The 21,502-nt window shown below is 61.7% G+C and carries 19 protein-coding genes and 2 pseudogenes; 15 read left to right on the forward strand and 6 right to left on the reverse strand.

What is annotated here, in order from left to right; translation table 11 throughout:
- Positions 1-52: 52 nt before the first annotated feature.
- The 3 genes from ABMD26_RS01950 to ABMD26_RS01960 form a co-directional block, all read right to left on the reverse strand.
- A complete protein-coding gene (locus ABMD26_RS01950) occupies positions 53-1,456 on the reverse strand; it encodes an aminotransferase class I/II-fold pyridoxal phosphate-dependent enzyme (RefSeq protein ID WP_354307359.1) in 1,404 nt (467 codons plus the stop codon).
- Positions 1,453-2,766: a hypothetical protein gene (locus ABMD26_RS01955; RefSeq protein WP_354307361.1), complete on the reverse strand. Its 1,314-nt coding sequence runs from the start codon at positions 2,764-2,766 to the stop codon at positions 1,453-1,455. The genes ABMD26_RS01950 and ABMD26_RS01955 overlap by 4 nt, the downstream gene beginning before the upstream one ends.
- A 321-nt stretch (positions 2,767-3,087) precedes the next feature.
- Entirely contained in the window at positions 3,088-4,101 is a 1,014-nt protein-coding gene (locus ABMD26_RS01960) for a zinc-dependent alcohol dehydrogenase family protein (protein WP_354307363.1), read from the reverse strand.
- Between the two features lie 231 nt (positions 4,102-4,332).
- On the opposite strand from ABMD26_RS01960, the gene ABMD26_RS01965 reads away from it, so the two are divergent.
- The 8 genes and pseudogenes from ABMD26_RS01965 to ABMD26_RS02000 form a co-directional block, all read left to right on the forward strand.
- Positions 4,333-5,247, forward strand: a complete 915-nt coding sequence (locus ABMD26_RS01965; protein WP_043190139.1) for a LysR family transcriptional regulator — start codon at positions 4,333-4,335, stop codon at positions 5,245-5,247.
- Positions 5,248-5,364: 117 nt separating this feature from the next.
- Positions 5,365-5,646, forward strand: coding sequence for a type II toxin-antitoxin system RelB/DinJ family antitoxin (locus tag ABMD26_RS01970; RefSeq protein WP_043193601.1), 282 nt, complete (start codon positions 5,365-5,367; stop codon positions 5,644-5,646).
- A gap of 82 nt (positions 5,647-5,728) precedes the next feature.
- Positions 5,729-5,950: pseudogene (locus ABMD26_RS01975) on the forward strand (type II toxin-antitoxin system YafQ family toxin); the annotation flags it as partial.
- Positions 5,951-6,086: 136 nt separating this feature from the next.
- Entirely contained in the window at positions 6,087-6,386 is a 300-nt protein-coding gene (gene hxsD / locus ABMD26_RS01980; protein WP_320522014.1) for a His-Xaa-Ser system protein HxsD, read from the forward strand.
- On the forward strand, positions 6,383-7,870 hold the full coding sequence (gene hxsB / locus ABMD26_RS01985) for a His-Xaa-Ser system radical SAM maturase HxsB (RefSeq protein ID WP_354307367.1): 1,488 nt from the start codon (positions 6,383-6,385) through the stop codon (positions 7,868-7,870). Before hxsD ends, hxsB begins: the two co-directional genes overlap by 4 nt.
- Complete coding sequence (gene hxsC / locus ABMD26_RS01990; RefSeq protein WP_354307369.1) at positions 7,870-9,105, forward strand: His-Xaa-Ser system radical SAM maturase HxsC; 1,236 nt, start codon at positions 7,870-7,872, stop codon at positions 9,103-9,105. Before hxsB ends, hxsC begins: the two co-directional genes overlap by 1 nt.
- Positions 9,102-9,710 carry a His-Xaa-Ser repeat protein HxsA gene (gene hxsA, locus ABMD26_RS01995; RefSeq protein ID WP_354307371.1) on the forward strand — a complete coding sequence of 203 codons (609 nt, stop codon included), beginning with the start codon at positions 9,102-9,104 and terminating at the stop codon, positions 9,708-9,710. The genes hxsC and hxsA overlap by 4 nt, the downstream gene beginning before the upstream one ends.
- 19 nt (positions 9,711-9,729) lie before the next feature.
- A pseudogene (locus ABMD26_RS02000) lies at positions 9,730-9,864 on the forward strand (type II toxin-antitoxin system RelE/ParE family toxin); the annotation flags it as partial.
- Between the two features lie 16 nt (positions 9,865-9,880).
- Here the strand turns inward: ABMD26_RS02000 and ABMD26_RS02005 are convergent.
- Entirely contained in the window at positions 9,881-11,131 is a 1,251-nt protein-coding gene (locus tag ABMD26_RS02005) for an MFS transporter (RefSeq protein ID WP_354307373.1), read from the reverse strand.
- Positions 11,132-11,233: 102 nt separating this feature from the next.
- Between ABMD26_RS02005 and ABMD26_RS02010 the strand changes: the two genes are divergently transcribed.
- Complete coding sequence (locus tag ABMD26_RS02010) at positions 11,234-12,217, forward strand: AraC family transcriptional regulator (RefSeq protein ID WP_134722674.1); 984 nt, start codon at positions 11,234-11,236, stop codon at positions 12,215-12,217.
- Between the two features lies 1 nt (position 12,218).
- On the opposite strand, the gene ABMD26_RS02015 is transcribed toward ABMD26_RS02010, so the two are convergent.
- A complete protein-coding gene (locus ABMD26_RS02015; protein WP_134722673.1) occupies positions 12,219-12,980 on the reverse strand; it encodes a glucose 1-dehydrogenase in 762 nt (253 codons plus the stop codon).
- A gap of 206 nt (positions 12,981-13,186) precedes the next feature.
- Between ABMD26_RS02015 and ABMD26_RS02020 the strand changes: the two genes are divergently transcribed.
- The 6 genes from ABMD26_RS02020 (at position 13,187) to ABMD26_RS02045 (ending at position 19,422) form a co-directional block, all read left to right on the forward strand.
- Positions 13,187-14,059 (forward strand): LysR family transcriptional regulator, encoded by an 873-nt coding sequence (locus tag ABMD26_RS02020; protein ID WP_354307376.1) that lies wholly within the window; start codon positions 13,187-13,189, stop codon positions 14,057-14,059.
- 187 nt (positions 14,060-14,246) lie between these two features.
- Positions 14,247-14,672, forward strand: coding sequence for a VOC family protein (locus ABMD26_RS02025; protein ID WP_043190159.1), 426 nt, complete (start codon positions 14,247-14,249; stop codon positions 14,670-14,672).
- A 363-nt stretch (positions 14,673-15,035) separates the two neighbouring features.
- The gene (locus ABMD26_RS02030; protein WP_237749255.1) at positions 15,036-16,277 is read left to right on the forward strand and encodes an MFS transporter; all 1,242 of its coding nucleotides are present in this window, start codon (positions 15,036-15,038) and stop codon (positions 16,275-16,277) included.
- Between the two features lie 132 nt (positions 16,278-16,409).
- A complete protein-coding gene (locus ABMD26_RS02035) occupies positions 16,410-17,192 on the forward strand; it encodes an endonuclease/exonuclease/phosphatase family protein (RefSeq protein ID WP_122742023.1) in 783 nt (260 codons plus the stop codon).
- Positions 17,189-18,427 carry a cardiolipin synthase ClsB gene (gene clsB, locus ABMD26_RS02040; protein ID WP_354307379.1) on the forward strand — a complete coding sequence of 413 codons (1,239 nt, stop codon included), beginning with the start codon at positions 17,189-17,191 and terminating at the stop codon, positions 18,425-18,427. Before ABMD26_RS02035 ends, clsB begins: the two co-directional genes overlap by 4 nt.
- Positions 18,424-19,422: a lysylphosphatidylglycerol synthase domain-containing protein gene (locus ABMD26_RS02045; RefSeq protein WP_090357776.1), complete on the forward strand. Its 999-nt coding sequence runs from the start codon at positions 18,424-18,426 to the stop codon at positions 19,420-19,422. Before clsB ends, ABMD26_RS02045 begins: the two co-directional genes overlap by 4 nt.
- Before the next feature lie 6 nt (positions 19,423-19,428).
- Here ABMD26_RS02045 and ABMD26_RS02050 read toward each other — a convergent pair whose 3' ends face one another.
- The gene (locus tag ABMD26_RS02050) at positions 19,429-21,468 is read right to left on the reverse strand and encodes a hybrid sensor histidine kinase/response regulator (RefSeq protein ID WP_354307382.1); all 2,040 of its coding nucleotides are present in this window, start codon (positions 21,466-21,468) and stop codon (positions 19,429-19,431) included.
- Positions 21,469-21,502: the final 34 nt, after the last annotated feature.

Here is a 21,502-nt window from a genome sequence, read left to right on the forward strand (position 1 = left end):
GGTTATACATACAGAAAAAAGCCAAGGCAATCGGAAATGGACCGATGGCGCCTTACACTGCGTGAGCCTCCAGCGCCAATGCAAGCGCCTTGGCGCAGCGCTCCCACTGGGCCATCGAGTGTCCGCAACCATTGAGGCGCAAATGCTGATGGCAATGGCCCTGCAGGCTGAAAACGTCCCCGGGGGCGATCAGCAACCGCTGTCTGCGCAGGTCTTCGAAGACGTTGCGCATGTCGACCGGGTAGCGCGAGCGCGCCCATATGCACGCCCCGCCTTCGGTCTTTGCCAGTTGCAACCGCTCGTCCAGATGCTTGCGCAGGATCGCGCTGAAGGCCACGACCTGGTCGCGTAGCGATTCGCGCTGCGGGCTTAGACAGTCATCGTAGCCGCCGCCGCTGATGAATCGCGCCAGCACTTTCTGTCGCAACGGCGGCGCCACCGTCGCGCGTTGCAGGCAGTACTGTTGCAAGCGGCTTTGCCATTGGCGCGACAGCAGGTAGGCGAAAGGCGCCTCGGCGCCTAAAAGGTGCTGTAGCGAGCCGAAGATCAGCAGACGCTGCGGTGCCACCAGTTCGCGAAAGCGCAACGCTGCCTCGAAACACAGGTCGCCCTCGGTATCGTCCTCCGCCACCCACACCCCGTGCCTTTCCAACAAGCTGGCAATGGCGCGCTTGTCGGCGTCATCGATGCAGGTACCGTGAGGCGCTTGAAAAGACGCGCCGAGCACCATCAGGCGGACTTGCCGGCTCACAAGCACCTCCTCCAAGCGCTGCATCGGCACCCTGCCCTGTGCATCGAGCGCCAGCTCCACCACTCGCGCACCCGCCTGCTGCAAGGTCCGCAGAATGCGCCAGGCGCACGGCACCAGCACAACGACCACTGCACCTTGCAGTTGCATCGCCGTCCAGGTCATGTGCAACACGCTCAGCAGATCGCTGCCGATGTAGACATCGTCGGCGCACCAGTGGTGCTCGAGGCAACGGGTGTAGCGGGCCGCCAGGGCGTGGCGCAGCTCCAGCTCGCCACAGGGCTGCACGGTACTGCCCAGCCCAGCGGGATAACGCCTGGCCAGCTCGACCTCGAAGCGCAGCACCGTTTTCAACGCGTCGGCTCTGGGCGCAGGTGCGGCTCGACTGAACACCTCCATGTTGGGCTGGCAGGCACCTGCCAGGACGCGCTGGAGCAGATCGGGACTGGCCAGCGCCGGCCCGAACGCCGTTGAGCCACGAGCGTAATAGCCGGACTTGGCCACCGGCTCGATGCGCCCTTCGGCCTCGAGCAGCCCATAGGCGGCCTGCACTGTAGAAACGGAAACATCCAGCGTACGCCCCAGTACCCGCAAGGACGGCAACTTGATGCGCACCCCTGGCTCGATCCCGTCGATCAGGCGCAACAGATAGCGGTAGACACCTTGGTAAGCGAACGCGCCAGCCTTGTCCTTGGCAGCGCCGTTCATGACAACCTGGGCCTCTGGTAGAGCCGCTGCAAGGTCGCCAGTGGCAGGCCACTGACCGATTCCAGCCACTGCACGACCTGCGCAGGCACCTTGGACCCGCGCAACCCTTGATGCAGGTAAGGCGCAGTCACTTGCATGCCCGGATGACACGCCGCCAGGAATGCCTCCAGACGTGCCCCGCGGTCATTGAACGGAGCGTATACGGCGCAGTTCACCTGGGCCGAGTCCATCCCATACCAGGTGGCCAGACGCGCCTGCATCTGTTCGGCAGAGTTGCGTGGGAGGGCAACGGATGGAGGGTGAAGCAAAGTTGCCGAGCTCGGCACCGAACGTGCGATGGCTTCGCGGAACGCATCCAGCCCCTGCTCGAAACGGCCCCCTTGCCGTCGTTGGCTGCGCAGGCCACACAGGTGAGCCAGCAAGGCCAACTGCGAATAGCGGGTTTCTCGTGGGTCGAACAGGGCGAGCACTGGGTGACAACCCAGGAATTGCCACAACGCTTCGTCGCTGGCCAACGGCTCGCCAAGCAGGTCCTGCACACCCAGCAAACGCACGCCGCCGGGTTGATCGATGCGCTGGCCGCGTGGCACGGCAGCAACGCCAGCTTCGAGAGTCTGCAGGCAGTCGCTTGAATGCCAGTGGTAGCGTGACACCCGAGCGCCGCCCGCGCGACGCCGCTCGCGCAGGGCCCAGGCGACGAAGCGCCGACGCTGCAACAGCGGCTGATCGAGCACGATGGCGTCGGCCGGTGCCCGATAGCCCAGCAAGCGCTGGTAGATCCGCGCCATCGCCCGGTACCCATGCTGCTGCAATACCGCAGGCGCCAAGGTGTCGAGTTCGTGGGCGACACTCAATATTTCCGTGCGCAGGTTCAGGCGCCGTTGATTGACACTCGCGTGACGGTATTCATAGGGCTGCAGCGTCTCGTCATCGAAGGCCAGCAGTTCGACGCGCGGATCGTCGTGCAGGAACAACGCGTTGCAGGCCCGCTGCACGTTGGCGTTGCGGGCATCGTCGAGCAGGGCCTGGCTGCCGACCGCGGCGCGGATGAAAAACGTCGGCTGGTTGCGGGCGGCCAGGGTCAGCTGCGCGGCGCGCAGCAACGCCAGGTTGCAGCTGCCCGCAGTGTCACCGCAGAGCCAGTACACGATCCGGTAGCTGCCCAGACGCTGCGCCCCTCCGGCGGCCGTCATCAGCCGCTGGATCAATGGCTGAACCGCCATGCGCCGGGCGGGCGAAAAGGACCCCAGCAAACGCGACAGCACCTGCTGGTAAACATGATTCATGGCTTGCTGGTGCATTGCGCTCATGGGTGGTTTCCGAGTTCTGGCCAGGAACCCGCCGGACGACTGCCACGCTTCGAAACGTGCTTGCCAAGCCCCGGAGACGGGCATAGACCGCGCATTATGAAGAGCCGTCCTTCGATTAAAAGATACAGAAAGTCGGCAAAAGGCAGTGCAGATCAGCAGGGCACGGCAAGGCCGCACAAGCGCCATGAGGCGCCCACGCCGGCGCCGAGCGCAATCGGAGGGATCTGAAAAAAGGCAGGGAAAGGTCTTACAAACCGGCGTGAATCAGAGGGAAAACACCAGGAAAACACGGCGTCCCAGGCAGGACGCCGCTTCGACAGGTTACAGCTGCAACGCGATGCGCCCGCCGCAGGGGCATTCGTCCATGGCCTTGTGCGCTTCGACGAACTCATCGAACGGATACACCTTGGCAACCTGCGGCACCAATACCCGGTCCGCCGTCATCTGGTTGATATCACGCAACGCGCGCTGCAACGCCTCGGCATCCTGGATGATGCCCAGTTCCGGCTTGCCGAGGAAGTTGCCCAGGCAATGCACATGGAACTGGATGTTCTTCTGGAACGCGGCACAGGCCGGGAACGGTGTCTGGTTGCCGCCCTGCAGGCCATACAGGATCAGGCTGCCACGGGGCGCCAGTACGTCACCCAGGACCGACATCTGCGGCCCGCCCAGGCCATCGAGGACCATGTCCACACCGCGGTTGCCGGTGAATTTGTCGATCTGCATGAGCAGATCCTGTTCCTCGGTCACCACCACCTTCTCGGCGCCCAGCGACAGCAGGTAGTCGCGCTCGGCGGGATTGCGCGTGGCTGCCACCACCTTCAGGCCCAGCGCCTTGCCCAACTGCACGAACGAAGGTCCGGCACAGTGGCTGGCATCGGTCACCAAGGCGGTTTGCCCAGGCTTGGCACGCGCCAGTTCGACGTAGGCGAAGTAGGCGATCAGCAACGGCGTGTAATGCACGGCCGCCTGGATCGGCGAAAGAATGTCGGGGTAGCGCGTCAGGGCCGTGGCTGGCAGCAGGATCGCCTCGCCATAGACCGGGTATTCGTTGGGGCTCTGCGCCGGAAAGCTGGCAACCTTGTCGCCGACCGTGAAACCTTCGACACCCTCGCCCACCGCGGTCACAACCCCCGCCATCTCCTGGCCGAGGCCCGCCGGCAAACGTGCTTGCGAGGGCGCCAGGTTCTGCCGCCAGAGCACGTCATACCAGCTGATACCGATCGCCTCGACACGGACCTGAACTTCGCCCGGAGCGGGCGATGCCACTGCGTGCTCTTCGCACGTCAAGACTTGCGCCGGGCCAAATTTATGAAAACGGATCGTGCGGGACATCGCAAACCTCGCCTTGTAAACCTCTAATGCCCTGAACTTTATCTGGGCATTCGCGCATAAGCTATCAGCGCCTGTTAATAGTCGACATGCTCGCCATCGATTCGACCCGGCAACCGCTCTGCGGCGCGGGCACGAGGATGGCACAAACCGAAATTTTCCGGTGCAGGGTAGCAGCCTTTGCCCTTAAGATTCACGCCTGCACCTCTTCTTCATGTTCCAGCGGGCCTATAGATGAACCGTAACGACCTGCGTCGCGTCGACCTGAACCTGTTGATCGTGTTCGAAACCCTGATGCATGAACGCAGTGTCACCCGCGCTGCCGAAAAGCTCTTTCTCGGCCAGCCGGCCATCAGCGCCGCGCTGTCACGCCTGCGTGGGCTGTTCGACGACCCCCTGTTCGTGCGCACCGGACGCAGCATGGAACCCTCGGCGCGGGCCATGGAGATCTTCGCCCTGCTCTCGCCGGCGCTGGACTCCATCTCCACGGCCGTCAGCCGCGCCGCCGAGTTCGACCCGGCCACCAGCACCGCGGTGTTCCGCATCGGCCTGTCCGACGACGTCGAGTTCGCCCTGCTGCCCATGCTGCTCAAGCGCATCCGTGCCGAAGCGCCAGGGATCGTGCTGGTGATCCGCCGCGCCAACTACATCCTCATGCCGGCCCTGCTCGCCTCCGGGGAAATCTCCATCGGCGTCAGCTACACCGACGACCTGCCGGCCAACGCCAAACGCAAGGTGCTGCGACGCAACCGCCCCATGCTGCTGCGCGCCGACACCAAGCCGGGCAACCTGACCCTCGACGAGTTCTGCGCCCGCCCCCACGCGCTGGTGTCGTTCGCCGGTGACCTGAGCGGCTTCATCGACGAGGAACTGAAGAAACACGGCCGCACCCGCCACGTGGTGCTCGCCGTCCCGCAATTCAACGGCCTGAGCACCCTGCTCGCCGGCACCGACATCGTCGCCACCGTACCCGACTACACCGCCGACTCCCTCACCGCCGCCGGCGGCGTGCGCGCAGAGCCGCTGCCGCTGGACACGCCTTCGTTCGAGCTGCATCTGGCTTGGCGGGGGTCGCAGGATAATGATCCGGGGGAGCGCTGGTTGAGGTCGCGGATTCAGATGTTTTTTGGGGATCCTGAGAGTCTCTGATATCTCTAGGCAGCCACGTAAACTGTCCTGCCAGGGCCAAAGGCCCACTCCATTGGCAACCACTTGCCTCGTATCTCAACTGAGATACGCTGCTTTCCATTCATTCAGGAGGTCGATATGGCTACCCAAACATCCATGCTGCATGTCCGTGTCGATGATGACATCAAGGCTCAGGCCAACGCTGCTCTCGGCCATATGGGTATGAGCATGTCCGAAGCTGTTCGGATATTTTTGCACCGTATTGCGGTTGATCAGGCTTTTCCACTAGAGCTAAAAGTTCCCAATGCAAAGACTCGCTTGGCTATGTCCGAAGCGGAAGAGATCGTGCGAGATAAAAAGGCGCGCTTTGAATCACTAGACGAGTTGTTCGATGACTTCAAGAAAAACAGCGGCGAGTAAACGTGCGACGTTACCTCGCGTGTCTGACCACGCGAAGACCTTCCTGAAAGACTGGGAGTGACTTTCCCCCTCCGGTCGTTTTGATCTCAACCGACTCAAGGAAGTCATGATGCTGTTGGTCTCTAATGAAGGAGCTTTGGCGCCTGAATGGGTAGATTATCCGTTGAAGGGAAACTGGGCTAGCTTTCGGGAATGTCATGTCGGCGGGGGTTTCCTGCTGATTTACCGCTTGGCTACAGAAAGCAAACAAGATCAAATCGTATTCGTTCGAGCAGGAACCCACGCTGACCTTTTTGAAGAATGATGAAAACACTGGCATTCTGGCTTTTATCTGCTATGCGCTGCGACACTCGTAGGCGATTGTAAAAAAGATGATGGCATAATGCCCTGGCAACCGGCAAAATCCATATGTTCTCAACGGATTTGAAGGACCGGTTCCGATGACATGGCCAGTCACGCTGAAACTCGACAGCGCAGCCTACCCGCTCAGCGTGGTGCAACGCGCCGCTTATTCCTTGGCCGACACTGTCGCGATCCAGGTCGGTATTGAAACCAATCAGATAAGCCTCACGGCCTACCCCGCTGAAGCAAAGCTAACGCTTTCCCCGGAGCAGGCTCACTCACTGATCCTCCAGCATCTGAACGACTTCGCCCTACGCGCCCATATCAACCGCGAAACAGCAGGGTTGCGCGAAGTCCTGGCCCGAGCCGCGCTCGCTGGATGTGGGGTTTCGCAGTGACTCTGATTGCGACAGACGCCAAGCATTACCGCTTGCTGCCTTTTCGATTCATGCGCATGAACACGGGACATGACCGTGACATCCTGCTCACCTCCGATACCGGTGAGTACATGCACGTGAACGACGCGCAATTACGAGCCCTCAGTTACTTCAACGTTCGAGCAAGTACGCCTTTTTACAAGGACCTGCTGGCCCGCCACTTCATCTACGAACCAAGCCGCCACGACCCTTTCCCGGAAATGGCTGCGCAGTATCGCAGCCGCAAGGACTTCCTCTTCCAAGGTCCTGCACTGCACTTGTTCGTAGTTACATTGCGCTGCAACCACACCTGCCAGTACTGCCAGGTGTCGCGGGCCCCTCTGGGAGGTTCCGGCCACGATCTGTCGGAAGCGGACGCACAGGCGGCGGTCGATCGCCTGTTCGAATCGAACGCTCCCGCCTTGACTGTGGAGTTTCAGGGTGGCGAGCCGCTTCTGGCCTTCCAGCGCGTCCGCCAGATTGTCGAATGGATTGTTGAACGGAACGTGGTCGAACAACGGGACATCCAGTTCGTTATCACCACCACACTGCACCACCTGACAGAAGAGATACTCGACTTCGCAGAGCAAAATCGCATCCAATTTTCGACCTCGCTGGATGGGCCGGCGCCCTTGCATAATGCCAACCGCCCTACACCGTCACGAAACTCCTACGAACGCACTGTGAAAGGCATCCAGTGGGTCCGTGAGCGCCTTGGCCATGATGCAGTTTCCGCGCTGACCACGCTGACCTCAAGAAGCCTCGAACACCCTGAAGCGATCATCGATGAGTATGTAAGCCAGGGCTTCTCCAGCATCTCGCTTCGGCCTCTTAGCCCTTATGGGTTTGCCACCAAAAGTGCTCATCGACTTGATTACCCTATTGAGCGATACCTGGCTTTCTACAAGAAGGCACTGGCCTATTTGTTGGATATCAACCAGCAGGGTGTATACCTCTCGGAGAGTTATGCGAGCCTGTTGCTGAAGAATATCCTGACACCCTTCTCCTCCGGCTATGTAGACCTGCGTTCCCCTGCTGGCGCAGGTACTGCGGCGCTGGTCTACAACTATGACGGTTACGTCTATCCCTCGGACGAAGCCCGAATGTTGCTGGAGATGGGTGAAGACGGATTGAGGCTCGGCACCGTCCAGCAACCTTTGTCCGAATTACTCGCATCGCCCGTTATGAATGCGTTGCTCGCCAGTGGCGTAGCAGAGGCGCTGCCGGGCTGCTCCGATTGCGCACTTGTCCCGTACTGCGGTGCTGACCCCATCGAACACTATGCCCGTCAAGCTGACCCGATCGGGCACCGAGTGTTCAGCAGCTTCTGCAAGAAGAACATGGGGCTGCTGAAGCATCTCTTCGGCCTGCTTTGCGATGGCGACGACAACGTACAGAGAGTACTGCTGTCCTGGTTGAACAGGCGCTCCTACAACGATGTCCAGTTCCCCGGTTACGGGGGCTGATGGCGATGCTGCGCAAAGAGACCCACTTCGAAATCCATAACCTGAATGAGCCGAAGCTGCTCAAGGTTATTACTCTGGATGAGTTCATCGAACAAGGCCTGGCGGTTTGTGCGGGAAGCGCTGAGTTCTGTGACCTGCTGCTTTGGCTGCCAAACGAAGAGCGGCTACGGAGCCCGCATCTGCTCTCATTACCAGTGGGTGGTTTCCTGATCCCGGAGCCATTGCTCGGCGACTTCGACAGCGCGCGGCCACACCTGCACACGCCCAAAGATGCGGATGTCGTGCAGCCCGGCGATGTCATTGCTATCACACCCGGTAACCCATTGGTGCGAGTGCTCTATCGACGAGGCTCGGACAGCAACCTGCTGTTCATGACCGATCGTTGCAACAGCCTCTGTTTGATGTGTTCGCAGCCGCCCAAAGATATCGATGACCGCTGGCATATCGAGGAGAACCTACGGCTGATCGACCTGATGGACCGAGTCGAGGAAAATCTGGGAATCAGCGGCGGAGAACCAACGCTTTATCGCGACGGCCTGCTCGAAATTCTTGCCAAATGCAAAGCCGTTCTGCCGCAGAAATCCATTCACGTGCTCAGCAACGGGCGTCTGTTCCAAGATCCGAGCTGGATCGCGGCGCTCTCTGCCATAGGACACCCTCAGCTGAGTTGGGGCATCCCGCTGTATGCCGACAATGCTGAAGACCATGACCATGTGGTGCAGGCACCAGGCGCGTTCAGCGAAACCCTGCAAGGTCTTTACAATCTGGCGCGCGCCAACCAGATCATAGAGATACGCGTGGTGCTCAATCGCCTGACCACGCCACGCTTGCCAGAGCTCGCCCACTACGTGTTCAGAAACCTGCCCTTCGTGCGACACGTTGCGCTGATGGGGATCGAGAGTACCGGCCTGGCCAGGAAGAACTACGAAGAATTGTGGATTGACCCGCTAGACTATCAAGAACCGTTGAGCCAGGCCGTGTATTTCCTGTTCAACCGAGGAGTACCGGTTTCAATCTACAACTTGCCCTTATGCCTGATACCGGCCCATCTCTCGCGTTTCGCCCGCCAAAGTATCTCGGATTGGAAGAACTTGTTCATCGATACCTGCCAGCAATGCGCTGCCCTCAAACATTGCTCTGGTTTCTTCAAATCCCACACCGACCGTTGGCAAAGCCGCGGCGTACAACGACTATCGACCGAGGCCTTCAGCGCCTATGCAAGGAGTGCACAGTGAAATTGCTCGACCGCTGGAAAGTCCTGATCAGTGGGATAAGCCTGCTGCCGATGGCAGGTACCACCCTTGCCCAGGCGGGCCATCTGTCGCTCGCCGATGCGAACTGGCAACCCAACGACAAGCTACAGCCCCCGGTATTCGCCGATACGCTCAATGCGCCAGACGCCGTCAACATCTATGCGGCACATCGCTCGCACAGCTCTCACCGGTCTCATAGTTCGCACAGCTCTCACTACAGCGGCTCGGGTGGCTATAGCGCACCTCGCTATTACAGCCCGCCTGATACCAGCACCCGAAGCTACAGTGCGCCGAGTGCTTCAAGCAGCACCCCAAGCCGCAATACCCTCTACCAGTCATCTGACACGACCAACGGAGCAACTTCGAGCACTTCAAAGAGCCGTGCGACCAATGAGCAGAAAAGCAACCTGGTCACCCGTGTGCAGACCGCGCTCATGGTGCGTCAGTATTACCAAGGCCCCATTGATGGGGTGATGGGTAAAGCGACACGTGGTGCATTGATGGCGTTTCAGATGGACAGTGGGCTGACAATAAACGGCCAAATGGATACACCATCGCTGAATGCGTTGGGTATCAAAATTCCATAAGTCGCTTCAGGTACCAAGCATGCTGCAGTATCGGGTTTCCAACCCGGCGCGCGCCGACATTGTCGACATTCTCAGGCTCTCCCAGACGCAGTTCGGCGATCAAGCGCGCCTGCGCTACCAGGCGCTGATCCTCACGGCGGTGCAAGCGCTCGCCGAACGACTGATCAGAATCACAGATGCACCGCCGGCTCAGGCTCACCAACCCCACGACCAGAAGAAACCCGCACCCTTACCGCAATCAACAACGCCGCCAGCAGCATCAGCACAGCCGCCGCAACGAACACACCCGCGCTGCCACCAAGGCTGAACATCGCTCCCCCGGCAGCGGCGCCAGTGGCGATGGCCGACTGCACCGATGCCACCACCATGCCACCGGCGCTTTCCGCCTGGTCAGGCACCGCGTTGGCCACCCAGTTCGACCACGCCACCGGCACGCCGCCGAAGGCCATCCCCCAGATCGCCACCAGTACTGCCTGCCCCGGCACCGAGGCCGGCAACAGCACCAGCCCCAGTGCTGCGACACCGACCAGCGCGGGCATCAACACGAGCGTGGCCAGCGGATGGCGCTCCAGTAGTTTCCCGGCCACCAGTGTGCCGGCGAAGTTCGCTACACCAAAACCCAGCAGCATCAGCGACAGCCCTTGCGCACCGATGCCAGTGGTTCCTTCAAGGAACGGCCGAACATAGGTGAACATCGCGAAGTGGCCGCTGTGCACCAGCACGCAACCGAACATTCCCATGGCGATGCCCGGACGCAGCAGCACCTCGAGTACGGTACGCAGGCGTGCCGGTCGGCGTGGCGCAAGCCGGGGCAAGGTGAACGACTGGAACGCCAGGGTCACCATGCCAACCGCCGCCGCGGCAAAGAACGCGCTGCGCCAGCCATACAAACCGCCCAGATAGCTGCCCATCGGCACGGCAACGACCGTGCCGATGGCGATGCCGCTGAAAATGATCGACAGCGCCCGGGGCAACAACGCGCTCGGCACCAGGCGCATCGCTACCGCCGCCGCCATGCTCCAGAATCCGCCAAGGGCGATACCCAGCAGGATGCGCATCAGCAGCAGCACGGTGAAGCTGGAGGACACGGCGACCAGCAGATTGGAGGCGACCATCAGCGTGGAGAAACCCAGCAACACCCAACGTCGGTCAATGCTGCGGGTCAGGCCAGGCACCAGTAAACCGGCGAACAGCGCCACCACGGCGGTCACGGTTACCGCCTGACCAGCCAGCGCTTCGGAGACGCCCAGGTCAGTCGCCATCAGCGTTAGTAGACTGGCCGGAAGATACTCTGCGGTCAGTAATCCGAAGACGCCCATTGCCAGTGAGAAGACGGCCATCCACGCAGGGGTCGCGGGCGCCTCATTCGCGCTGTCGCCAGCATGAGGGTCGGATGGGGCGTTGCATACACAGTCGGTCATTACTCGGATCTCCCAATTTTCATTGCGAGCCGCAGTCTAGGCGCCGGAAGCTGGATGATCTATGATCCAAAACCCCTCATTTTTGACCAAAGCACCTGAACCATGTCGGTAGAACAGTTCGCTCTGTCCTCGGATCTCATCAACGAGTTGTTGCAGGGCATGCGTCTGCGGGGCGTCGACTACCGGCGTATCAACGCAGGTCCACGCTTCGGTCTGGGTTTCGCGGCAAAACCAGGGCACGCCTGGTTCCACTTCCTGGCCGTCGGGACTGCAGTGCTGCATATGGAGGATGGCACCACCTATGAGCTGTCTGCCGGCAACGCTGTGTTCATCTCCCATGGCGCGGCCCATGAACTGCTTTCCCACCCCGACGTGCCGGTTCAGGACATTGACCGTTTAAATGGAGCCGCCCTCGGGGATACCGTCAGCGCCGTGGATATCGGAACCGATGCCAGCCCCATGCCCAGTACCCTTCTGTTCAGTGGGTGTATGGAGTTCGAGCTGGGCAGTATCCATGGCCTCGGCCAACTGATGCCGGGACTGATGCTGATCGATGCCGGTGGCCAGCGCTACCCCGGGCTGGTGCCTATCCTGACCACCATGGAGCGCGAGGTCAGCGCTGCACGTGTTGGCTTCGCCGGTATTCTTGCGCGGCTGGCCGATGTGGTGGCCGCCATGATCGTTCGCGGCTGGGTGGAGTGCGCCTGCGGGAACGCTTCCGGCCTCGTCGCTGCCTTGCGCGATCCACGCCTGGCCGGCGCTCTGCTTGCACTGCATCAACAACCCGGCCGCGACTGGACGGTTGCGCAACTGGCTGAGCACTGCCATACCTCACGCTCGGTGTTCGCAGACCGCTTTCAAGTGACGATCGGCATGTCCCCGCTGCGCTATGTCACCGAACTGCGAATGCGGCTTGCGACCCAGTGGCTGACACTTGAGCGGCTGCCGATCGAAGAAGTGGCGCAGCGTTTGGGCTATACCTCACAGGCCGCCTTCAGCCGTGCATTCAAGCGCATCACGGGCAAGACACCGGGTTTGAGCCGCAAGGCGAGGCAGCCTGCTGTTCCCCAGAATCCATACCCCTGACTCACTTACCGCCCGTGACGTCGAGGAATGTACCGGTAACGAACGATGCCTCCTCGCTGGCCAGCCACAGAATCGCGCGTGCCACTTCCTCCGGCTGACCGCCCCGCCCCATGGGGATCGAGTCCTTGACACGATCGACCCGTCCCGGCTCACCGCCACTGGCGTGCATTTCGGTGTAGATATGTCCGGGGCGAATGCAGTTGACGCGTATGCCTTCGCGGGCCACCTCCTTTGCAAAGCCGATGGTGAAGGTCTCCAGGGCACCCTTCGACGCTGCGTAGTCGACGTACTCGTTCGGGCTGCCAAGGCGAGCCGAGGCCGAAGAGACGTTGATCACCACGCCACCCGGACCGTTGTGGCGGGTGGACATGCGCTTCACTGCCTGCTGGGCACAGAGTATTGGCCCGATGGTATTGACGGCAAAGATGCGCTGCATCCGCTCGTAACCCAGGTCCTCCAGGCGTGACTGAGGCGCCAGCACGCCCGCGTTATTGACCAGTACGTCGATGCGTCCGAATGTGCGATCGATGGCGGCGAACAACTCGGCCACCTCTTCGAGGTCCGCACTGTCGGCCCGGATTGCCAGCGCCTTGCGCCCCAATGCTTCCACATCCGCCGCCACGGCCAGCGCTGCGGACTCGTTGGCCACGTAGCTGATAACCACGTCATAACCTCTGGCCGCGGCCAGCCGGGCGGTTGCCGCACCGACCCCACGACTGCCTCCCGTGATGAGAATCAGCGGTGCCTGCGAGACGTTGACCATTGGACTTAGCTCCTGAGCCGTTGGCTGTGTCAGCCGATAATGGGGATGCCGCTGGCGATCACTACGCACGCCAGTACACGGCGAGCAACCAGACACAATATAACGGACCCAAACAGCCTCGGGCGTTCAGAAATACGCTTTGCTTGTTCATTAGGCGACAATGGCTTCCCTCTGCACGAACAGCCCACAACTCTCCAAGGCACCCCATGATCCGAGAACTCAAGACATTCATCTGCGTCGCGCAACGGGGCACCTTCGCGGCGGCCGGGCAGCAGGTGGGGCTGACGCAGTCGGCGGTCAGCGCGCAGATCAAGAGTCTTGAGCAGACCCTGGGTGTCAGGCTGTTCGATCGGACCGGGCGTGCGGCGACCATCAATGCTGCCGGGCAGCGGGCCATTCCGCTGGCTGAAGAAATTCTGCGGCTTTTCGAGCGCATGGGCGCGGCGGACAGTGGCAATGATTTCCACGGCTCGCTGCGCATTGGCGCCATCGGCACGGTGCAGACCGGGATCCTGCCGCAGGCGTTGGTGGCCTTGAGAAAGCAAGCGCCTTTCATCGAAACCCACCTGGTGCCGGGTGTGTCGTTGAACCTGCTCAGCCAGGTGGACGCAGGCGAGTTGGACCTGGCCATCATGATCAAGCCGCCGTTTGCGCTGCCCAAGGACCTGCATGCCGAAGTCATCGCGCGCGAGGCCTTCGTCCTGATCGCGGCGAAGAACGTCCCAGGCGACGACCCGCTGGCGATCCTGGCGCAACAGCCTTTTGTCCGGTATGACCGCGGCTCGTTTGGAGGGCGCCTGGTCACCCAGTTTCTCAAGGAACAGAAGCTCCATGTGCGGCAGGCACTGGAGCTGGACGAGCTGGACGCCATTGTCAAAATGGTCCGCAGTGGGCTGGGTGTCTCGTTGGTGCCCAAGGCGGGTCTGTGGCTGGAGCATTCGGCGGACGTAAGGGTGCTGGAGCTGCAGGAGCTGACGTTTTTCCGCGAGATCGTATTGGTGTCGAAATACCGGCAAAAGCACTCGGCACTTTTCAACATCTTCAGAAGCTGCGTTCTGGAGGCCGGCGATGTGGGGTGACGATGCAGGGTTTCCAGCCGAGAATTGAACCGTTGTGGGGCAGCATGAACAATCAAGGTGCAAAACCCTGATCGAATGCAGAATCAATCGAAATATTTCGTGCTCAGAACACAGGATTTACGCTTTTATCTCACGCATTCACGGACAAGAATGGCTTCAGATCAAAACGAAGCCATAGGAAACCACCGTGAGCCTTTCTCCTTTTCATCTCGCTATACCTGTCTACGACCTGGCGGCCACACGTCATTTCTACGGTGAAGTGTTCGGGCTCTCCGAAGGCCGCTCGAGTGCGCAGTGGGTCGACTTCGATTTCTACGGCCATCAACTGGTTATTCACGAGCACCCCAAGACGGCTTCCCAGGAAAGCGTGCACAGCAATCCCGTGGACGGTCACGATGTACCGGTCCCGCACTTCGGAATCATTCTGGAGTGGGCGCAGTGGGAGGCATTGGCCGAACGCCTGAAGGCACGCGGTACCCAGTTCGTGATAGAACCCTATATTCGTTTCCAGGGCCAGGTGGGTGAACAGGCCACCATGTTCCTCTTCGACCCGTGCGGCAACGCACTGGAGTTCAAGGCGTTCAAGGACATGAGCCAGCTGTTCGCCAAGTAACCGGTTACGCAAGCGACCGTCGCCAGCAGAGCGACGGCGCACCCAGGCCTCCTCCTCTTCCTCGATTCAATTGCCAACCTCCCCTTGCAGCCGCCGCAGTGGCTTCGCAGTAAGGACGTTGCGCTTCGAACAAAGGCATCAGGGCATCCGCACGCAGTGCGCGGATGGACGGTGCACTGCCGGTTTTTGTTACGCCTTTTCAGGCAGCACTTTCTGCCATCCAATTTCCTGGCCTCGGAGCCAAAGCGGGAGGTATTCATGTCCGGTGTTCTTTCTGAAAGTAGCCCAATGCGGCGCACTGACGTCGAGACAAGCGTCACCCAGGGCTCAGGGCATTCAGCCGTGATTGCCAGGCGTGCAGCCATGGCTTCGGCGACTGGCACTGCGGTGGAATATTACGAGTTCAGCATCTACGGCTATATGGCAACCATCATCGCGCCCCTGTTCTTTCCCGGTGACAATCCGGCGGCGGCCCTGCTCGCCACCCTGGCGGTGTTCGGCATCGCTTTCGTCATACGCCCGATCGGTGGGGTACTGCTGGGTCGTCTGGCCGACCGTATCGGACGACGTCGGGTGCTGCTCAGTACCGTGATCGGCATGGGGACCGCTACGGCGCTGATTGGGGTGCTGCCCACCACCGCGCAGATCGGCCTCGCCGCCCCTGTGTTGCTGGTGCTGTTGCGCTTGTCCCAAGGTTTCTTCGCCGGCGGCGAAGTGGTGGGCGCTGCGGCGTTCGTGGCGGAGTCTTCGCCCAACGGCCGGCGTGGTTTCTTCGGCGCGTTCACCCCGCTGGGGGTCGCCGTCGGCGGGGCGCTGGGGGCGATTGTCTGCGGTATCACCACCGGGCTGCTCAGCGCCGAGCAGTTGCAGGCCTGGGGCTGGCGCATTCCGTTCTTTCTGTCCATCCCGCTGGTGATCTTCTCGTTCCATATGCGCCATAACGTCGAAGAAACGCCGGAGTTCAAGGCCTTCCTGGCCAAGGACAAGCCTCCGGTTGCGCCGGTCAGGGAAGTGTTCGGCAAGAACCTGCCTGCGCTGTTGCGGGTCATCGTGTTCGCGTCTGCACAGAATGCCGGCTATTTCATCGGCATGGTGTTCATGAACATCTACCTGACCACCTACCTGCATTTCGACAAGTCCAAGGTCTACTGGGTGATTGCAGTGATCAGCCTGTGCATGGCGGCGATGATGCCGTTCTGGGGCGGCCTGTCGGACCGTATCGGTCGGCGCAAGGCCTTGGCCATCGGCTTCGTCGGCTATGCCGTGCTGGTGGTGCCGATGATGATGCTGATGGACAGCGGCAGCCTGTGGATCGCGGCGCTGGCGATGTTTGTCGCCACCCTGCCCATGCCGATCGTGCAATCGGTCGGCTACCCCACCTACGCCGAGCAATTTCCGACTCGCGTGCGCTATACGGCGATGGCGATCAGCATCAACCTGGGTGCGATCCTGGGAGGCGGGATCACACCCTATGTGGTGACCTCGATCATCACCCGGACCGGCAATCTGCTGGTACCGGGCTACTTCATGGCGGGCGCGGCGGTGTGTGCGCTGCTGGCCATTCTGACCTTGCGGGAAACGTCCAAGGGCAATCTGCTCAGATAGCCGCGGCAGCGGGAAACATCTGGTGTGCCTTTATCGCCAGGGACGATAAGGGCACCGTTGAACCTTCACAATCGCTTCCGAGTCGGACCATATGGGCCAAAGTGCCCCTGTCGTCCCCTCAGGAGCTTCAGAATGACCACCCCCAATCCTCAGCCGTTACCCCAGGACGCTGTGGCGGTAACCTCCCTGCATATTCTGACGGTGAATACCCACAAGGGCTTCAGCCCGCTGAACCGGCGCTTCGTGCTGCCCGAGTTGCGCGAGGCCGTGCGGACGTTGGGCGCCGATGTCGTGTTCCTGCAGGAAGTGCTCGGGATGCATCGCTCCCATGGCCAGCGCTACGACAACTGGTCGGACGTTCCCCAATACGAGTTCCTGGCCGACAGCATGTGGCCGGTGTACGCCTACGGCCGCAATGCGGTCTACCCCGATGGCGATCACGGCAATGCGCTGCTGTCGAAATTCCCCATCGTGCGCCACGAGAACCTCGACGTCAGCGTCACTGGAACCGAGGAACGTGGTCTGCTGCATTCGGTTCTCGACGTGCCCGGGCACGGCGAAGTGCACACCATCTGCGTGCACCTGGGGCTGCGTGAGAGCCAGCGCCAGCAGCAGCTGACATTGCTGTGCCGCTTGCTCGACAGCCTCGACCCCACCGCAGCCGTCATCGTCGCTGGCGATTTCAACGACTGGCGCGTGCGCGCCGACGAAGCCCTGGCCGGCTGCCACATGACCGAAGTGTTCGTCGAAGCCTTCGGCAGCGCGGCCAAGACGTTCCCGGCGCGGCTGCCGCTGCTCAGGCTCGACCGTATCTACATTCGCAATGCGACGGCCCACATGCCCAAGGTGCTGTCGCGCAAACCCTGGTCCCATCTTTCCGATCATGTGCCCCTCGCAGTGGAGGTTCGCCTATGAGCGAGCAATGGCGTGACAACAACGAAATCCAGCTGCTGATCAATGGCGAGGAGTTCTTTCCGGCGGTCTTCGAGGCCATTGGCCAGGCCCGTGAAGAAGTGTTGATCGAAACCTTCATCCTCTACGAGGACGAAGTGGGCAAGAATCTGCAACGGGTGCTGATCGAAGCGGCGCAACGCGGCGTGCGCGTGGAAGTGCTGGTGGACGGCTATGGCACGGCCGAGCTGAGCACCCAGTTCCTGCGCGAATTGGCCGACGCCGGTGTGCAGTTGCTGGCCTTCGATCCGCAGCCGCGGGTGATGGGCGTGCGGACCAACCTGTTCCGTCGCCTGCACCGCAAGATCGCCGTGATCGACGGCGAAATCGGCTTCGTCGGCGGCATCAACTACAGCTCCGACCACCTGGCCGACTCCGGCGAGCCGATGGCCAAGCAGGATTACGCGGTGCGCGTGCGTGGCCCCATCGTGGCGGATCTGCACCGTGCCACTCTGGCCCTGCTCGACCGCACCAGCAAGGTCGTGCGCAGCCGCGCACCATGGCGCTCGCGCAGTCCGTCGCCGGACGCCGACAGCGCCAGTGCGCGGCTGATGCTGAGTATCCGCGACAACGATCAGCACACCACCGATATCGAAGAGCAGTATCTCAAGGCCATTCGGGGCGCACGCGAACGGATTATCATCGCCAACGCCTATTTCTTCCCCGGCTACCGCTTCCTGCGCGAGCTGCGCAACGCGGCCCGCCGCGGCGTGGACGTGACGCTGATTCTGCAGGGCATGCCGGACATGCCACTGGTGCGGTTGTGCTCGCGACTGCTCTACAACTACCTGCTGCGTGACGGCGTGGTCATCCGTGAATACTGCCAGCGGCCATTGCATGGCAAGGTCGCGGTGATCGACCGGGAATGGTCGACGGTGGGCTCCAGCAACCTCGATCCGCTGAGTCTGTCGCTGAACCTTGAGGGTAACCTGATCATCAAGGACCGCCGCTTCAACGAACGCCTGCACGATCACCTGGAGGAACTGGCGCGCAGCACCTGCAAGTCGATCAGCCTGCAACGCGTGCTGCGCGGCTACTGGTGGCGGGCGCCGATCATCTTCCTCACCTTCCACTTCCTGCGGCATTTCCCGGCGATGGTAGGTTTCATCCCCGCGCACTCGCCCAAGCTGGTGCCGCTGATCGATGTCGAACCGCAGCATTGCCAGGCCCCGGCACTGGCTCGCAAGGAGACGGTATGACGACCTCATCGCCGAGCGCGCCGAAGGCTTCGCCGAAATCCAGCAAGTGGGTGTGGGCCAAGCGCGGCATGACCGTGTTGTGCTTCATCCTGGTTCCGGTACTGGTGTTCATGCTGGTGAAGAACCTCGACTGGCAGGAGGTCAAGCATGCGCTGAGCTCCTACAAGCTGAGCACCTTGCTGATCGGCGCCGGTATCGTCGCGGCAAGCTACCTGACGTTCGCCAGCTATGACGTGCTGGCCAAGCGTTACATCGGCCACGACGTGCCCAATCGGCAGGTGCTGCCACTGGCATTTGTCTGCTACGCGTTCAATCTCAACCTGGGCTCGTGGGTGGGTGGGATCGCCTTGCGTTACCGGCTGTACTCCAAGCTGGGCCTGGATGCCACGGCCATTACCAAGATCGTGAGCCTGTGCCTGATCACCAACTGGCTGGGCTACCTGTTCGTGGCGGGGACGCTGTTCGCCATGGGCCTACCGGCGCTTCCCGAGGGCTTCAAGATCGGCAGCACCGGGCTGCAGATCATCGGTGTGGTGATCATCCTGCTGGGGCTGGCGTACCTGGCGGCTTGCCGCTTCTCGAAGAAGCGCACCTGGACCATTCGCAAGCAGGAGATCCTTCTGCCTTCGTTCAAAATGGCGCTGACCCAGGCCTGCCTGGGTGCGTTGAACTGGAGCTTGATGGGTCTGCTGGTGTGGTCGTTGCTGCCGGATAAAGTGGGCTATCCGACCATTCTGGCGATCCTGCTGATCAGCAGCATCGCCGGGGTCATCACGCACATTCCAGCGGGCTTGGGTGTGCTGGAAACCATCTTCATCACCTTGTTGCAGGGCCAGTACTCCAAGGGTGCGCTGCTGGCGGCATTGATCGCCTACCGTGCGCTGTATTTCCTGTTGCCCCTGGCGATTGCCTGCGTGGTGTACCTGGTGCTGGAAAAGCGCACGCGCACCATCGAAAAGCACCGTGAAGCGGATGCAGGCACCGGCGCCAGCTAGTCCTGTCTAGATGCGCCAGGCCAGCATCGAGCGCACGGTGGAGGTCAGGTGATCCAGGGTGAAGGGCTTGGTCAGCACCTGGGAAGCGGCGGTGGACAAGCTCTCGGAGTCCACCTTCTGATCCGCGTAACCGGTGATGAACAGGACTTTCAGATAGGGTTCGAGCGACCAGGCGGCGTCCGCCACCTGGCGGCCGTCGAGCCCACCGGGCAGGCCGATGTCGGTGATCAGCAGGTCCGCCTTCACCCCGCCCTGCACCAGCGATAGACCTTCAACGCCATTCGCCGCCTCCAGCACGCGATAACCTTTTTCCCGCAACGCTTCGCCAACCATCTGCCGGAGCGTGCCCTCGTCGTCGATCAGCACGATGGTTTCACCCGTGGCATCGGTGTCCATCGGTGAACCGCTGGGCAGCGGCAATGGCGCGACCACTTCGCCTTCGTGCCGCGGCAGGAACAGGTGCATCGCCGTGCCCTGCCCGGGCGTGGAATCGATGCGGATCTGCCCACCGGACTGGCGCACGAATCCGTAGACCATCGACAGGCCCAGCCCCGTGCCCTGCCCCAGCGGCTTGGTGGTGAAGAACGGATCGAAGACCCGTGCCACGGTCTGCGGGTCCATGCCAGTGCCGCTGTCGGTCACGCTCAGGCACACGTACTGACCCGGTTGCAGGTCGTTCTCGGTGCGCGCCCGGGCAAACTGGTGGTGGTTGCGTGCACGCAACCACAGGCTGCCGCCGTCCGGCATCGCGTCGCGGGCGTTGATGCACAGATTGAGCAACGCGCTTTCCAGCTGGTTGGCATCCACGCGCACCCACCACACATCGTCATCGCTCTGGGCGCTGAATTCGATGCTCGGGCCCAGGGTCTGGCGGATCAGGTCTTCGAGGTCGGCGATCAGCACCGGCGGCTCGACCGCACGCGGTGCCAGGGTCTGACGCCGGGAGAAGGCCAGCAGTCGGTGGGTCAGCGTCGCGGCCCGAGCCGATGCACCCAGCGCAGCGTCGATGTACCGCTTGAGCTCGGTGGTGCGGCCCTGTTCGACACGCTGGCGAAGCAGCTCCAGGCTGGCACTGATGCCGGTCAGCAGGTTGTTGAAGTCGTGGGCCAGGCCGCCGGTCAACTGCCCGACCGCTTCCATCTTGAGGCTGTGGCGCAGTTGCTCTTCGACCTGCTGCAGCATCAGCGCGCGCTCGCGCTCTTCGGTGACGTCGCGGCCCACGGAGTGGAACGCGTTGTCCGTGGGCACGGCGGCCCAGGCGATCCAGCGATAGCTGCCATCGCGGTGCCGCAGTCGGCAGGTCATGTCATGCAGGCGTTCGCCGCGGTACAGCGGCACCATCGCAACGGCGACGGCATCGTGATCGTCGGGGTGGATCAGGTCGACCGCATGCCGGCCCAGCAGCTCTTCGGCCTTCCAGCCCAGTACCCGCGACCAGGCAGGGTTGATGGCCCTGACCTCCAGCTTGCGGCTGGTCACCAGCATGATGTCGGAGGACAGGTCCCAGAATCGGTTGCGCTCGGCCGTGCGCGCCATGGCTTCGCGTTCGAAATCCTCGGCGGCCTGCTCGGCCTTTTCCCTGGCCTGCAGGGTCGCCGTGGTTTCGATGACCGTATCGAGCATACCGACGATAGTGCCGTGCTCGTCGCGCACCGGGCTGTAGCAGAACGTGAAGTACGCCTGCTCGGCCCTGCCGTTGCGATGGATGACCAGGGGAAAGTTTTCGATGAAGGTCGCTTCGCCTTCAAAGGCACGGTCCATGATCGGCTTGATCTCGTCCCACACCTCGCTCCAGACGATGTGTATCGGTACCCCGAGCGCTGGCGGCTTGCCCGTCAGCAAGGGCGCGAACGCATCGTTGTACAGCATGATGCGTTCGGGACCCCAGGCCAGACAGCCGGGAAAGCGTGACGCCAGCAACATGTCGACGGCGATGCGCAGGGCTGCAGGCCAACTGTGGATCGGTCCCAGTGGGGTCGCTGCCCAGTCGTGGCAGCGTACTTGCTCGCTCATGCCCTCTCGGGAAAAGGGAAATGGCTCGGTCATGTTCAACTCAGGCAGTGGATCGCGCAGCAACCAT

The organism is Pseudomonas sp. PvP001 (genome assembly GCF_040546375.1).
GTDB lineage: Bacteria > Pseudomonadota > Gammaproteobacteria > Pseudomonadales > Pseudomonadaceae > Aquipseudomonas > Aquipseudomonas coleopterorum.